The organism is Neisseria sp. HMSC055H02 (assembly GCF_001813335.1).
Classification (GTDB): domain Bacteria; phylum Pseudomonadota; class Gammaproteobacteria; order Burkholderiales; family Neisseriaceae; genus Neisseria; species Neisseria sicca_C.
This window is the reverse complement of the sequence record NZ_KV812117.1, coordinates 147,661-161,480: the sequence shown is the minus strand read 5'-3', so window position 1 is coordinate 161,480 and position 13,820 is coordinate 147,661. Positions and strand designations below refer to the sequence as shown.

Here is a 13,820-nt window from a genome sequence, read left to right as displayed (position 1 = left end):
GGGGATGTCCAACTTTTGGGGTGCAGTTCATAGTTTTCAGACGACCTTTGGTGTTCAATTTCACATCATGTTTTACCAATCTTGCTCATTCAGAAAATATTTACCCTCCTGAATATTACATCACCTCGTTGACATATATAGGTCTTCCTCAAAATTACTTGTTTATTCTTTATCCATGTTAGTATAAACATATTTTGAACATGTATTTTAATCATGAGTAAACATATTCTGCTGGGTATTAGTGGCGGTATTGCCGCTTATAAGTCTTGTGAGTTGGTACGCTTGTTGAAAAAACAGGGACATTCAGTCAGTGTGGTAATGAGCACAGCATCAACCGAATTTATTTCACCACTGACTTTTCAGGCCTTAAGCGGAAATCCTGTTCTAACAGATACGCATGAAAATGGCTTAGGAAATGGCATGGCTCATATTAATTTAACACGTGAGGCAGATGCGTTGGTCATTGCACCGGCAACAGCCAATACGATTGCAAAAATTTCCTATGGCATTGCGGATAACCTCCTGACCAATCTTGTTGCCGCACGGAAATGTCCTTTAGCAGTTGCTCCCGCCATGAATGTAGAGATGTGGAACAATCCTGCCAATCTACGCAATATCGAACAACTACGTTCAGACGGTATTACTGTCTTCCAGCCGGCGTATGGCGAACAGGCCTGTGGGGAAATTGGACTTGGCCGAATGCTTGAAGCAGCTGATTTGGCTGATTTAATTTCCGACTTATGGATACCCAAAATCTTATTAGGCAAACGTATTTTAATCACAGCCGGAGCAACGTTTGAAGCCATCGACCCTGTACGCGGTATTACAAACATCTCTAGCGGACAGATGGGTACAGCTTTAGCACGGGCATGCAGGGCTGCAGGGGCTAAAGTAACTTTAATTTATGGACAACTCCAAACTACTATTCCGACCGGACTTTTACATACAGAACAAGCCGTAAGCGCTGAAGAAATGTTCCGCGCTGTTCACAATCATATTACCAACCAAGATGTATTTATCTCCGTTGCAGCTGTTGCTGACTATAAGGTGAAAAATAGCAGTTCCCAAAAAATAAAAAAAGATGGTTCCGGTAAAGTTCCTGTTATCGAATTAACGGAAAACCCTGATATTCTCGCTTCCATTGCTTCTTTGCCTAACACTCCCTTCTGTGTCGGGTTTGCCGCTGAAAGCGAACGCGTCCTAGAATATGCCAGAGTCAAAAGAATCAGAAAAAATATCCCTATGCTGGTTGCAAATCAAATTTCCCAGTCAATGGGAAAAACGACTAATCAAATCACCATTATTGATGACGAAAATGAGATTTCATTTCCAGAAACAGATAAACGTCAAGCAGCAGATAACATTGTCAAACATCTTGCAGCTCGTCTGAATCGTTCATCATGAACAATATAGCAAAATAATTCTCAAAATAAGTGAGAACAATGCTATTTTTCTGAAAAGTCCAAAGGTCGTCTGAAAATTTTAACGAAACCCGTTTCCCTGTTTTCAGACGACCTTCATCTTTAATCTAAACAAAAAAAGGAAAAAACCGAGGTTTCTTCCTTTTGCATTTGAGGTCAAATTTTAACCGCCGAAGTCATCCAAGAGGATGTTTTCATCTTCCACGCCCAAGTCTTTGAGCATTTTGATGACGGATTGGTTCATGATCGGAGGGCCGCACATATAGAATTCGCAGTCTTCGGGGGCTTCGTGGTTTTTCAGATGGTTTTCGTAAACCACGTTGTGGATGAAGCCTGTGTAACCGTCCCAGTTGTCTTCCGGCAGCGGGTCGGACAAGGCGACGTGCCATGTGAAGTTCGGGAACTCTGCCGCGAGTTGGTCGAAGTCTTCAACATAGAACATTTCACGTTTGGAACGTGCGCCGTACCAGAAGGTGATTTTGCGTTTGGAGTTCAAACGTTTCAACTGGTCAAAAATGTGGGAGCGCATCGGCGCCATACCTGCACCGCCGCCGATGAATACCATTTCGGCATCGGTGTCTTTGGCGAAGAATTCGCCGAACGGGCCAGAGATGGTTACTTTGTCGCCAGGTTTGAGCGACCAGATGTAAGACGACATTTGTCCAGGAGGCGCATCGGGTACGCGCGGAGGCGGCGTGGCGATACGCACGTTCAGCATGATGATGCCTTTTTCTTCTGGATATGAAGCCATGGAGTAAGCGCGCAAAATCGGCTCGTCTACTTTGGAAACGTATTGCCACAGATTGTATTTGTCCCAGTCTTCATGATATTCCTTAGGAATGTCGAAATCTTTGTAGGCGACGGTATGCGGCGGGGCTTCGATTTGGATGTAGCCGCCGGCGCGGAAGGGAACTTCTTCGCCTTCGGGAATGGCAAGCTTGAGTTCTTTAATGAACGTGGCTTTATTGTCGTTGGAGATGACGGTGCATTCCCATTTTTTCACGCCGAACACTTCTTCCGGCACTTCGATGTCCATGTCGGTTTTGACGTTGACCTGACAAGACAGACGGCAGCCTTCGCGTGCTTCGCGTTTGCTGATATGGGACAACTCGGTCGGCAGAATGTCGCCGCCGCCGCTTTTCACGACAACGCGGCATTGTCCGCACGAACCACCTCCACCGCAGGCGGAGGGAACGAAGATGCCTTGACTGGCAAGTGCACCCAACAGTTTGCCGCCGGCGGGCATAGTCAGCTCTTTTTCATCATTGACTTTGATGGTGATGTCGCCCTCGCTCACCAGCTTGGATTTGGCAAACAGAATCATCAGTGCCAAAGCCAAGACGATGACGGTAAACATCACGATACCTAAAATAATTTCCATGCCGAATCCTTTCTTATAACTGGATGCCGGAGAACGACATAAACGCCATCGCCATCAGGCCGGCGGAGATGAAGGTGATACCCAGTCCTTTGAGGCCTTTGGGTGCGTCCGAATATTTCATTTTTTCGGTAATGCCCGCCAAAGCGACAATCGCCAACATCCAGCCCAAGCCTGCACCGAAACCATACACGACGGATTCGCCGAAGTTGTATTCGCGTTGCGCCATAAACGAAACGGCACCGAAAATCGCGCAGTTTACGGTAATCAGCGGCAGGTAAATACCCAACGCGTTATAGAGGGCGGGGAAGAATTTGTCCAAGAACATTTCCAAAATCTGCACCAAAGCTGCAATCACGCCGATGAAGGTGATGAATTTCAGGAAAGTCAAATCTACGCCTTCGACAATCGCGCCGTCTTTGAGCAGCGAGTAAACGAGCTGGTTGGCAGGGACGGACAGACCGAGTACGAAGGTAACGGCAACGCCCAAGCCGAATGCGGTGGATACTTTTTTCGATACCGCCAAGAAAGTACACATGCCCAAGAAGAAGGACAGCGCCATGTTTTCAATGAAGACGGATTTCACAAAAAGGCTTAAGTAGTGTTCCATGTCTTATTTCTCCGCCTGTTCGGGTTTCCAAGTACGCAAACCCCAAATCAAAAAGCCGATGATGAAGAACGCGCTCGGTGCCAGCAGAAAGAGGCCGTTGGTTTGATACCAGCCGCCATCCTGTACGGTTTGGAAAATGGTGTAACCAAAGAGTTTGCCCGAACCGATCAATTCACGGATGCTGGCGATAATAATCAGCAACATACCGTAACCCGCGCCCTGACCGATACCGTCCACCAAGCTTTCCAGCGGCGGCTCTTTCATGGCGAAGGCTTCGGCACGACCCATCACGATACAGTTGGTAATAATCAGACCGACGAATACGGAGAGCTGTTTGGACAATTCGTAGGCATAGGCCTGCAACAATTGGTCAACCAGCGTAACCAGCGACGCGACAATCGCCATCTGCACGATAATGCGGATGCTGTTCGGGATGTAGTTGCGCACCAGCGAGATGAAGAAGCTGGAAAAACCGGTTACCAAACTGACGGAAATACCCATCACGATGGCCGTCTGAAGTTTGGTGGTAACCGCCAGCGCCGAACAAATACCCAAAACCTGCAAGGCAATCGGGTTGTTATCGATAAAGGGTGAAAACATTAAATGTTTCAAGCGTTTCATATCAGCCATTATTGTGCTCCTGCTGATTTCAATTTGTTCAGGTAGGGGATATAGCCGTTTTCGCCGAACCAGTAGTCGAACGAGCCTTGTACGCCTTTGGAAGTCAGCGATGCGCCGGAGAGTGCATCTACGCCGTGTTCTTTATCGGAACTCGCGCCTTTGCCGACGTGCAGGGCAAGTTTGCCTTGTTCGTTAAAGAGTTTTTTGCCGACGAATTTTTGTTGCCACAACGGATTGCCGATTTCGCCGCCCAAGCCCGGAGTTTCGCCTTGATCGTAGTAAGTGATGCCGTTGATGGTGTTTCCGTCAGGTTGGATGGCGACGAAGCCGTACATGACTGACCACAAACCGTTGCCGTGCATAGGCAGGATGATTTGGCTGACTTTGCCGTCATCGCCTTTTACCAAATAAACTTCGGTGTATTTAGCGCGGCTTTTGATGCCTGCCAAATCGTCTTCAGGTTTGATTTGGATGCTTTGCGCAGGGTCTTTGGCGGCAACGCGCGCGCTGAAATCTTTCGGCGCGTCTTTCACATATTCGCCGGTCGCCAAATCGACCACGCGTTGTTCGATGCGGTCGGCAAAGGTTTTGCTGATGTCGGTATTCTTATCGAGCAAACCGGCAACGCTCAGGATGTAGCTTTGCTTATCCTGAACCTTTTGCTTTTCCTGCACCGGTTTCAAGCCGACAACCGCGCCCGCCACGATGACCGAGCAAATCAGGCTGACCGCCAAAACCACAATCAGCGTGCCGCTGAAGCTGTCTTTATCGAATTTCTTAGCCATTGCTGCGCGCCTTTCTGCGTTTGATGTTCGCTTGTGCGACGAAATAGTCGAAAATCGGGGCAAACAGGTTGGCAAACAGAATCGCCAACATCATGCCTTCAGGGTAAGCCGGATTGACCACGCGGATTAACACGCACATCACGCCGATTAGCGCGCCGTACCACCATTTGCCGACATTGGTAAATGAAGCGGAAACAGGGTCGGTCGCCATAAACAGCATACCGATGGCGAAGCCGCCGACGACCAGATGCCAGTACCAAGGCATGCTGAACATCGGATTGGTGTCCGAACCGATAACATTAAACAGCGAAGACATGGCAATCATACCGATCATCACGCCGGCAATAATGCGCCAAGAAGCGATGCGTGCAAACACGATAAACGCGCCGCCGATTAAAAGCGCCAAAGTGGATACTTCGCCGATAGAACCGGGCAAGTTACCGATAAACGCATCCATCCAAGTGATGGATTGATTGGTAACGGCATTTTTCAGGCCTTCTGAACCATTTGCCGCCCATTGCGCCAGCGCAGTTGCGCCGGAATAGCCGTCAACCGCCGTCCAAACGGTGTCGCCGGTAATATTCGCAGGATAGGCGAAGAACAAGAAGGCACGGCCTGCCAGTGCGGGGTTCATAAAATTTTTACCCGTACCGCCGAACACCTCTTTCGCAACCACCACGCCGAAGGTAATACCCAAGGCAGCCTGCCACAGCGGCAGCGTAGGCGGAACGATTAAGGCAAACAAAATCGAAGTAACGAAGAAACCTTCGTTGATTTCATGTTTACGCACGGTGGCGAACAAAACTTCCCAGAAACCGCCGACGGCAAATACGGTCGCGTAAATCGGCAGGAAGTAAATCGCGCCGAACAGCATTTTGCCCAACACGCCCGCTTCAGACGACATATTGATGCCCAAGGCGTTGGCAAGGGCGTAATGCCAATCGTTGGCGATGCTTTGTTGCAGCAAATCAGGCGTCAACGCACCGAATGCCTGCGCGCCGACGTTGTACATACCGTAAAACATGGCGGGGAACAAAGCCAGCCACACCAAAATCATCATGCGTTTGGAGTCAAGCGCGTCGCGGACGTGCGCCGCTTTGCGCGTTACCGCGCCGGATGTATAGAAAATCGTCGCCGCAGCTTCATAGAGGGCATACCATTTTTCATGCTTGCCGCCCGGCAGGAAGTGCGGTTCGATTTTTTCCAGAAAATGTTTCAAGCCCATAATCAGCCTTCCTTCTCAATGGTTTCCAGCACCTTGCGCAACAGCGGGCCGTATTCGTATTTACCCGGGCAGACAAAGCTGCACAAAGCGAGGTCTTCTTCGTCCAATTCCAAGCAACCCAAAGCCTGCGCGCTGTCGGTATCGCCGACGATTAAATCGCGCAGAAGCAAGGTAGGCAGGATGTCCAGCGGCATCACGCGCTCGTAAGTACCGATGGGAACCATAGCGCGGTCGCCGCCGTTGACGGCTGTCGTGAACTTGAAGAGTTTGTTTTTCAGGAAATGACCGAGGGTCGTACGCGTAATCGAGTATTTATCCGGCTGCGGCGCAACCCAGCCGAACAGCTCTTTGCTGCGGCCTTCTTCGATAACGGAAATCTGATTGTGGTAGCGTCCCAAATAATCATGCGCGCCTTGTGCAATTGCGCCGTTCAATACCGAACCGGAAATCACGCGGTTGTCCGCGTCAACCAATTCGCCGGCGGTGATTTGCGACACTTTCGCACCCAAAACGGTACGCAAGAGGCGTGGTTTGTTGACTTGCGGCCCGCCCAAGGCAACCACGCGCTCGGCATTCAGACGACCTGTTACAAACAAACGTCCGATGGCAATCACGTCTTGATAATTGATGGTCCAAACGGTTTTATTCGCGCCGACAGGCTCGATGAAATGAATGTGCGTACCGCTCAAACCAGCGGGATGAGGGCCGCCGAATTCGTGCGTTTCAATGTTGGCGGCGTTTTCAGACGGCACGTCCGCACCGGCTGCTTTACAAACATGGATTTTGCGTTCGGTCAGACGGCTCAACACCAGCAAACCTCGTCTGAAATCCTCGGCGGCTTCTTTGATAACGACCACAGGGTCTGCCGCCAGCGGATTGGTGTCCATCGCATTGACGAAAATGGCGAACGGCTCGGCATCGACGGCGGGGATTTTGCTGAACGGACGAGTGCGCAGCGCAGTCCACAAACCGGATTGAATCAGATTGCGGCGCACCTCTTCGCCGCTTAAGTTTGCCGACGCATCGGGCGCGTAGCGTTCGAACTCGATTTCGTCATCGCCCTCAACGGCAATCACAACCGACTGAAGCACACGTTTTTCGCCGCGGTGAATCGCAGCGATTTTGCCGGAAGCCGGCGCAGTAAACACCACGCCCGGATTTTTCTTGTCTTCAAACAGCACTTGGCCTTTTTTGACGGCATCGCCTTCCTTGACTTTCATCGAGGGGCGCATACCGGCATATTCTTCGCCAAGCAACGCGACTTCGGTAATGGCCGGACCGTCGTAAACGGCTTGCTCCGGTCTGCCCGCGATGGGCAGGTCTAGGCCTTTTTTGATTTTAATCATAGGTTTGCATTACTTGTGATGAGTTAAACAGAATAAAATGATCCAACTTTTCAGACGACGTTTGAAACGGGAAAGCGCGGGAGAGGTCGTCTGAAAGTAAAGCCTTACTTACGGAAAACAACAATTAAATGAAAACTGTAAAGTGTTCGATTTTAGCAGGAACAGCCCGCTTTATGTCAGATTTACGCAGATTTTTTCCAGCCTTCTGTCCCATATCCCGCGAGAAATAAGTCCTCAATAAAAGCACAACATATTGATGCCAAAAATTAATCTCTTCAAAACAAGCGGCAGAATACAAAAAGGTCGTCTGAAAACCGAATCACAAGAATCAGGTTTTCAGACGACCTTTTAAGGGCAGGCAAGTATCAGAACAACTGCCAAACAAAGAAAATCAGCGTGTGCAATATAAACAGCGGAATCAATACCCCTACCGACCACATCATATAACCAAAGAAAGTCGGCATCGGGATACCGCGTTGCTCAGCAATCGCCTTAACCATAAAGTTCGGCGCATTACCGATATAAGTGAGCGCACCCATAAACACCGAACCCATGGATATGGCCAACAGCGAATGGAACAAATGCCCCGTCATCAGAGCCTGAGCATCGCCGCCCGCCATATTGAAGAACACCAAATAAGTCGGCGCATTATCCAAAAAGGCGGACAACAAACCGCTCATCCAGAAATACATCGTATTAATCGGATTACCCGAAGCATCATGCACCAACGATACCACCGCGCCCAGCGCACCCGCTTCGCCTGCCTTCAAAATTGCCAAGACAGGAGAAATCGTGATGAAAATACCTAAAAACAGTTTGCCCACTTCGGCAATCGGGTCGAAATTGAATTCATTACCCGCCCTAACCTGCTTAGGCGTAATCAGCAGCGAAACAATGGTCAACACCAGCAAAATCACATCGCGCACCAAATTTTGCAACGCATAGTGGCTGCCCAAGATTTCGAATCCAGGATGGTCGGGCTTCCACAAACCGGACAGCAAAACCGAACCGACCACGCCCGCCAGCAGCAAGAAATTCCATTTACCGGCAATCCGCAAATCTTCCTCGACTTCCTCTTCCTGCTGAATCTGCTCCTCATTGGCTTCACGCGCGTGATAGCGGCTGTCGATAATATAAAACACCAGCAACAACACCACCGTACTGATCAATACGGGCATCAACATGTGTTTCACCGTCCACATGAAATCCACGCCCTTCAAGAAACCCAGAAACAACGGAGGATCGCCCAACGGCGTCAGACCGCCGCCAATATTTGCCACCAAAAAGATAAAAAATACAACAACATGCACCTTTTTCTTGCGATAATGGTTTGCCTTCAGCAGCGGACGAATCATCAACATTGCCGCACCGGTCGTTCCCATAAAGGAAGCCATCACCGTACCCGCCGCCAACAATCCGGTATTCAACGCAGGCGTACCGTGCAGCTTACCCCAAACCAAAATCCCGCCCGAAATCGTATACAAAGCCAAAAGCAGCAGGATAAACGGAATATATTCCTCAACCAGCGCATGAGCGACCGTATGAACGACCGCGCCGAAACCGAACACAGCGGCAAACGGAACTAGAAACAGCAGCGTCCAAAACGCGGTAATCTTGCCAAAATGGTGATGCCAAGTATGCGCAAAAAAGAGCGGCCCCAACGCAATAGACAAAAGAATCAACGCGAACGGCGCACCCCAAAACAGACTGAGCGACGCGCCGTCAAAATCGGCGGCGTGCGACAAAGTGGGGAATAAGATGAGGGATAAAATTGGTAAGTGGCGCATTGTTTTTCCTTGTTTTTCTTACAGGCAAAAGCCCGAACAAACACGCCCGAACAATGCCACGAAGTCGAACAGAAAACGTCTGCGACCCATCCTGACATTGAACGGAGAAATGTTGCCATACGTAAACCTTGTTTGATTGTAAGTGAAAACCCCGCCCCAAACCAGTCAAAATAACCGACCGCCCTACCCTGTTTCCGAATCTTCAAGCAGCTGTTACACCCTATTCAGCCAACCATATTTTCAAAATCCTTTTGAAAATAAAATGCTAGGTAAACAACAATGTAAACTATCGAAATATAACTTTAGATTTATTCTTCCAAAAATTTACACAATCCGCCCTTACGCAAATAAAAAAGTTAAAGGTCGTCTGAAAAATTTCAGACGACCTTTTATTATTCAAACCAAACACAATCAGAACGTTTTGCTGAACTCGACAAACATTCTGGTTTTGCCGTATTCATTATATTTGTCGTTGCTCCATGTTTTGTGATGGGCGACGGTCAGGCGCGGGGTAATGCCTTTGAAATGGAAAGCGCGGTGCCACACGGCGAGCGAAATATCCGCTTCTTTATCGCGACGGTTTTCCTGACCGCTCAAAAGACTAGGCGTTTGATAACGGCGTTGCGCCGCACTCAGCCGCAACATGGTGGACAATCCTTTGCCCCATTCCTGCCCCCATGCGGTACGGAGGCTATAACGGTCGAAGTTGTCGGTTGTATCTTCTTTATTGCGTTCCTGATAGATGTCGAAACCGCCGACCCAATATTGGCGGGCGTTTCGGTAATAGACGACGGAATTGCTCAGAAGGCGGTTGTTGTTGTCGGAACGGGCGCGGCGGGTGTTTTTCAGACGACCCATTTCAACGGCGCTCAAGGTTTGCAGTTTAGGCTGCCACCAGCGGTTGATGTGCAGGCGCGCACCGCTGGAATAGGTGTAAGGATCGTTGCCGTAGAAACGGCGTTCGTGGAACGGGGTCAAGCCGATGTCGTTGCGCTGGTCGGCGTAGCCTGCGCCCACTGAGAAGCGAGTGGTCACGTCGTTATACTTGGTTTGTTCGGGATAAATTTTGCCGTAATTGTCCGCGCCTGCCGTAACGTACCAGCCTTTGGGCAGCGACCATTTTTTCTCTGCGCCGAGTTGGTAGTTGATGGCGGTGGCGTCGATAGGATCGGGGAAGGTCCAGTTGCCGTATGTGCGGCGGCTGGGGGCTTGGTTGATGTTTTGTTCGCGGGTAACGCTCAAGCCGGCATTGAATTTCCACGAATCGCGCTCGCGCAATGCTTTGCGGTAGGATTCGATGCCTTTGACGAACGGCTCGGGCAGATTGGCTTCTGTTTTGAGTTTGTCAAACTGGTCGGCGGCTGCTTCGTTTTGCTTGTCTTCAAACAAAGCGATGGCAAGCTGCCAGCGGACGACGGGGGCATCGGGGGTTTCGGCGATAAATTGACGGTAATACCCGATGGCTTCTTTCATTTTGCCGTCGTTTTGGGCAACCAGTCCGCGTGCGTAGAGCGCCATGTTTTTATCGTGTCCCGGCCATTGTTCGTAAATCGGCAGGACGACTTTGATGCCCGCGATGTTGCGTGAAACAACGGCGGAATACATGGCGCGGGAAAGCAATTGGGGATTGTCGAGCAGGGTTTTGGCATCGACGTTGACGACTTTTTCAGACGACGTTTCGGCGGCAGGTTTGGCCGCTTCTGCTTCGACGGGGGCAGGTTCTGCCGTTTTGACCTGCAACTCGGGGGCAGGCTGGTTTTGAGGCTCGGACGGCACATCGGCGGCTTCTGCTGCGGACACGGCGAGCAGGGAGAGGAGTAAGAGTGTTTTCATGATTTCGTAAGACGTTTGGGTTGCAATGGTGCATGAATCTGCGTTTTTTATTTGAGGCGAAACCATATCGGGCATTTTGGTGCTTTCGGGCATGGTTTTGCTTTATATTGTTTTGAGCGCGGATTTTACCGTGTTTTACAGTAAAACAAAATATTGCGGTGGCAAATAAAACGATACGGCATGATTTGGCTTTATTTTGATTCGACGCGAATCCACCCTACCCTGCTGCTTGAATGCCGTTTGTCCAATCCTATGCAAAGGTCGTCTGAAAAGAGGTTTCAGACGACCTGTATTTTCTTCTAAGCGGTTTTCACGGATAAAGCAAATGTTGTATTTTAAATCAGGACAAGGCGACGAAGCCGCAGACAGTACAGATAGTACGGAACCGATTCACTTGGTGCTTCAGCACCTTAGAGAATCGTTCTCTTTGAGCTAAGGGCGAGGCAACGCCGTACTGGTTTAAAGTTAATCCACTATAAAAACCATAAACGATTATTAACGCCGCCATGCAAAAAGGTCGTCTGAAACCTCTTTTCAGACGACCTTTGCGGTATGTGTCGATTTAGCGTTTGTCCAAGTCTAAATCAGCTTTGTATTCGATGCGACCGTGTCCTTTGTTTTCGATGGACACGTCCAATTCTTGTCTGCCACGTTTGAATTTCAAATCGGCATCGTCGTGTTTGATTTCAGATTCGACCACTTGAAAACCTTTGCTGCGCGCGTGGGCGATGACTTTTTTCGCCAAAGACGGAATCGGGTTGCCGCGTGCGGGCAGCTCGGCTTCGTATTCGAATTCGCCGTTGCCCTGACGATCGGCTTTAACCGTATGCGCGCCTGCGGGAAGGTAAATTTCGGCAGGAAGCGGGGCTGCGAAGGCGGTGGCGGAGAAAAGCGCCAAAATACCGGTTGCCAATAAAGATTTTGTTTTAGCCATACTGTATCCTTTCGGGGAAGGCATATAAAAACGCCGCCATGTTATCGGCAAGGCAACACCCTATCAAGCAAATAAACCTTGTTTTACGTATGACAGTGTTTTTGCGCGCAGCGTTTACGCGGTTTTGCGATAACCCTGCAAAACCCTGCGCCTTGCCTGTAATAAAAGGTTTTCAGAAGACCTTTTGAAACACGGCTTTTGCGCTTTCGGGTAAAATAGCCGCTTTGTTTTTATTCAGGCAGCTTCAACCAAATGTCTTCCTCCCTTTCCAAAAAAACCGCCTACCTGCTGATCGCGCTGACCGGCATCGCGCTTGACCAACTGACCAAATGGGAAATCCTCGCCCACTTCCAAGAAGGCGAGCGACTCAACATCATCCCTTCCTTATTCGACCTGACCCTTGCCTACAACCCCGGCGCGGCGTTCAGTTTCCTTGCCGACCAAGGCGGCTGGCAGAAATTCTTTTTCTTAGGGCTGGCACTCGTCATCAGCGCCTATCTCGCCCGCGCCATCCTGCGCGACGAGTTCCGCCTTTCGGGCAAAATCGGCGCGGCCATGATTATCGGCGGCGCGCTCGGCAATGCCATCGACCGCTTGATTCATGGTCATGTCGTTGATTTCCTACTGTTTTACTGGAAGGATTGGTATTATCCCGCGTTTAATGTTGCCGACAGCTTTATCTGCGTCGGTGCCGTTTTATTGGTTTTGGACGGACTGTTCCACAAAAAACAACCCAAACCAACCGAGGAAACAACAACCGACAACCCATAAGGTCGTCTGAAATCCGGACCATACATATGACCCAAAAAACCATCATCCTTGCCAACCCGCGCGGTTTCTGCGCCGGCGTTGACCGCGCCATCAGCATCGTCGAGCGCGCGCTGGAAGAATTCGGCGCACCGGTTTACGTCCGCCACGAAGTCGTCCACAACAAATTCGTCGTCGACAACCTGCGCGAAAAAGGCGCGGTATTCATCGAAGACCTCGCCGACGTACCCAAAGGCGCCATCCTGATTTACTCGGCACACGGCGTCTCCAAAGCCGTTCAGCAGGAAGCCGCCGAACGCGGGTTCCGCGTATTTGATGCCACCTGCCCGCTCGTGACCAAAGTCCACAAAGAAGTCGCCCGCCTCGACGCGCAAGATTGCGAAATCATCATGATCGGACACAAAGGCCACGTCGAAGTCGAAGGCACCATGGGACAGCTTCCGCCCGGCAGGATGCTGCTGGTCGAAACCGTTGAAGACGTCGCCGGGCTGCAAGTCAAAAACCCCGACAAACTCGCCTACGTCAGCCAAACCACCCTGTCCGTCGATGAAACCAAAGACATCATCGCCGCGCTGAACGCCCGTTTCCCCAACATCCGCAACCCGCACAAAGAAGACATCTGCTACGCCACGACCAACCGCCAAACCGCCGTCAAAGAATTGGCGGAAGAATGCGACATCGTCATCGTCGTCGGCTCGCCCAACTCTTCCAACAGCAACCGCCTGCGCGAAGTCGCCGCCCAACGCGGCGTCGATGCCTATATGGTCGACAACGCCGGCTACCTGCAACGCGAATGGTTCGAAGGCAAACACAAAGTCGGCGTAACCGCCGGCGCGTCCGCACCCGAAGTTTTAGTCAGAGAAGTCCTGCAAACCATACAGCAATGGGGACACGAAACCATACGCGAAGGCGAAGGCGCGGAAGAAAGTATCGTCTTCGTCCTCCCCAAAGAGCTGCGGCGCGAAGGCGAAAACAAACAGATACTCAATAAAGGTTAAACTGTTTACCCAACCTTTTCATCCAAGCGGCAAAACAAAAAGGTCGTCTGAAACCCGTTTTCAGACGACCTTTACCTATTTACCCCTTGCACTCGACCAGCCGTCAGCGTACAT

The 13,820-nt window shown here is 50.3% G+C and carries 12 protein-coding genes; 3 read left to right on the top strand and 9 right to left on the bottom strand.

The window, feature by feature from the left end:
* Window positions 1–213: 213 nt before the first annotated feature.
* Window positions 214–1,404, top strand: coding sequence for a bifunctional phosphopantothenoylcysteine decarboxylase/phosphopantothenate--cysteine ligase CoaBC (gene coaBC / locus HMPREF2907_RS09890; RefSeq protein WP_070490875.1), 1,191 nt, complete (start codon window positions 214–216; stop codon window positions 1,402–1,404).
* A gap of 180 nt (window positions 1,405–1,584) precedes the next feature.
* Here the strand turns inward: coaBC and nqrF are convergent, their stop codons facing one another.
* From nqrF to HMPREF2907_RS09845, 9 genes are all read right to left on the bottom strand, one after another.
* On the bottom strand, window positions 1,585–2,802 hold the full coding sequence (gene nqrF, locus HMPREF2907_RS09885) for an NADH:ubiquinone reductase (Na(+)-transporting) subunit F (RefSeq protein ID WP_003741084.1): 1,218 nt from the start codon (window positions 2,800–2,802) through the stop codon (window positions 1,585–1,587).
* 13 nt (window positions 2,803–2,815) lie between these two features.
* The gene (gene nqrE, locus HMPREF2907_RS09880; protein WP_003741087.1) at window positions 2,816–3,409 is read right to left on the bottom strand and encodes an NADH:ubiquinone reductase (Na(+)-transporting) subunit E; all 594 of its coding nucleotides are present in this window, start codon (window positions 3,407–3,409) and stop codon (window positions 2,816–2,818) included.
* Window positions 3,410–3,412: 3 nt separating this feature from the next.
* Entirely contained in the window at window positions 3,413–4,039 is a 627-nt protein-coding gene (locus tag HMPREF2907_RS09875; RefSeq protein WP_003741088.1) for an NADH:ubiquinone reductase (Na(+)-transporting) subunit D, read from the bottom strand.
* On the bottom strand, window positions 4,039–4,815 hold the full coding sequence (locus HMPREF2907_RS09870) for a Na(+)-translocating NADH-quinone reductase subunit C (RefSeq protein WP_070490879.1): 777 nt from the start codon (window positions 4,813–4,815) through the stop codon (window positions 4,039–4,041). The genes HMPREF2907_RS09875 and HMPREF2907_RS09870 overlap by 1 nt, the downstream gene beginning before the upstream one ends.
* The gene (locus HMPREF2907_RS09865) at window positions 4,808–6,040 is read right to left on the bottom strand and encodes an NADH:ubiquinone reductase (Na(+)-transporting) subunit B (protein ID WP_070490881.1); all 1,233 of its coding nucleotides are present in this window, start codon (window positions 6,038–6,040) and stop codon (window positions 4,808–4,810) included. The genes HMPREF2907_RS09870 and HMPREF2907_RS09865 overlap by 8 nt, the downstream gene beginning before the upstream one ends.
* 2 nt (window positions 6,041–6,042) lie before the next feature.
* The gene (locus tag HMPREF2907_RS09860; RefSeq protein WP_070682569.1) at window positions 6,043–7,386 is read right to left on the bottom strand and encodes a Na(+)-translocating NADH-quinone reductase subunit A; all 1,344 of its coding nucleotides are present in this window, start codon (window positions 7,384–7,386) and stop codon (window positions 6,043–6,045) included.
* 365 nt (window positions 7,387–7,751) lie between these two features.
* Window positions 7,752–9,173 (bottom strand): sodium:proton antiporter, encoded by a 1,422-nt coding sequence (locus HMPREF2907_RS09855; RefSeq protein ID WP_070682568.1) that lies wholly within the window; start codon window positions 9,171–9,173, stop codon window positions 7,752–7,754.
* A gap of 411 nt (window positions 9,174–9,584) precedes the next feature.
* A complete protein-coding gene (locus HMPREF2907_RS09850) occupies window positions 9,585–11,006 on the bottom strand; it encodes a surface lipoprotein assembly modifier (RefSeq protein ID WP_210388601.1) in 1,422 nt (473 codons plus the stop codon).
* Window positions 11,007–11,568: 562 nt separating this feature from the next.
* Window positions 11,569–11,940, bottom strand: a complete 372-nt coding sequence (locus tag HMPREF2907_RS09845) for a hypothetical protein (protein WP_003762680.1) — start codon at window positions 11,938–11,940, stop codon at window positions 11,569–11,571.
* A gap of 252 nt (window positions 11,941–12,192) precedes the next feature.
* Here HMPREF2907_RS09845 and lspA point away from each other — a divergent pair, with 252 nt between their 5' ends.
* Entirely contained in the window at window positions 12,193–12,711 is a 519-nt protein-coding gene (gene lspA / locus HMPREF2907_RS09840) for a signal peptidase II (RefSeq protein WP_070682566.1), read from the top strand.
* Window positions 12,712–12,737: 26 nt separating this feature from the next.
* Window positions 12,738–13,706, top strand: a complete 969-nt coding sequence (gene ispH / locus HMPREF2907_RS09835; RefSeq protein ID WP_003756592.1) for a 4-hydroxy-3-methylbut-2-enyl diphosphate reductase — start codon at window positions 12,738–12,740, stop codon at window positions 13,704–13,706.
* Window positions 13,707–13,820 lie beyond the last annotated feature (114 nt).

Bases quoted from the DNA above. Each gene is read 5' to 3' on its own strand.
- coaBC (WP_070490875.1), top strand. From the start codon at position 214: ATGAGTAAACATATTCTGCTGGGTATTAGTGGCGGTATTGCCGCTTAT.
- nqrF (WP_003741084.1), bottom strand. From the start codon at position 2,802: ATGGAAATTATTTTAGGTATCGTGATGTTTACCGTCATCGTCTTGGCT.
- nqrE (WP_003741087.1), bottom strand. From the start codon at position 3,409: ATGGAACACTACTTAAGCCTTTTTGTGAAATCCGTCTTCATTGAAAAC.
- HMPREF2907_RS09875 (WP_003741088.1), bottom strand. From the start codon at position 4,039: ATGGCTGATATGAAACGCTTGAAACATTTAATGTTTTCACCCTTTATC.
- HMPREF2907_RS09870 (WP_070490879.1), bottom strand. From the start codon at position 4,815: ATGGCTAAGAAATTCGATAAAGACAGCTTCAGCGGCACGCTGATTGTG.
- HMPREF2907_RS09865 (WP_070490881.1), bottom strand. From the start codon at position 6,040: ATGGGCTTGAAACATTTTCTGGAAAAAATCGAACCGCACTTCCTGCCG.
- HMPREF2907_RS09860 (WP_070682569.1), bottom strand. From the start codon at position 7,386: ATGATTAAAATCAAAAAAGGCCTAGACCTGCCCATCGCGGGCAGACCG.
- HMPREF2907_RS09855 (WP_070682568.1), bottom strand. From the start codon at position 9,173: ATGCGCCACTTACCAATTTTATCCCTCATCTTATTCCCCACTTTGTCG.
- HMPREF2907_RS09850 (WP_210388601.1), bottom strand. From the start codon at position 11,006: ATGAAAACACTCTTACTCCTCTCCCTGCTCGCCGTGTCCGCAGCAGAA.
- HMPREF2907_RS09845 (WP_003762680.1), bottom strand. From the start codon at position 11,940: ATGGCTAAAACAAAATCTTTATTGGCAACCGGTATTTTGGCGCTTTTC.
- lspA (WP_070682566.1), top strand. From the start codon at position 12,193: ATGTCTTCCTCCCTTTCCAAAAAAACCGCCTACCTGCTGATCGCGCTG.
- ispH (WP_003756592.1), top strand. From the start codon at position 12,738: ATGACCCAAAAAACCATCATCCTTGCCAACCCGCGCGGTTTCTGCGCC.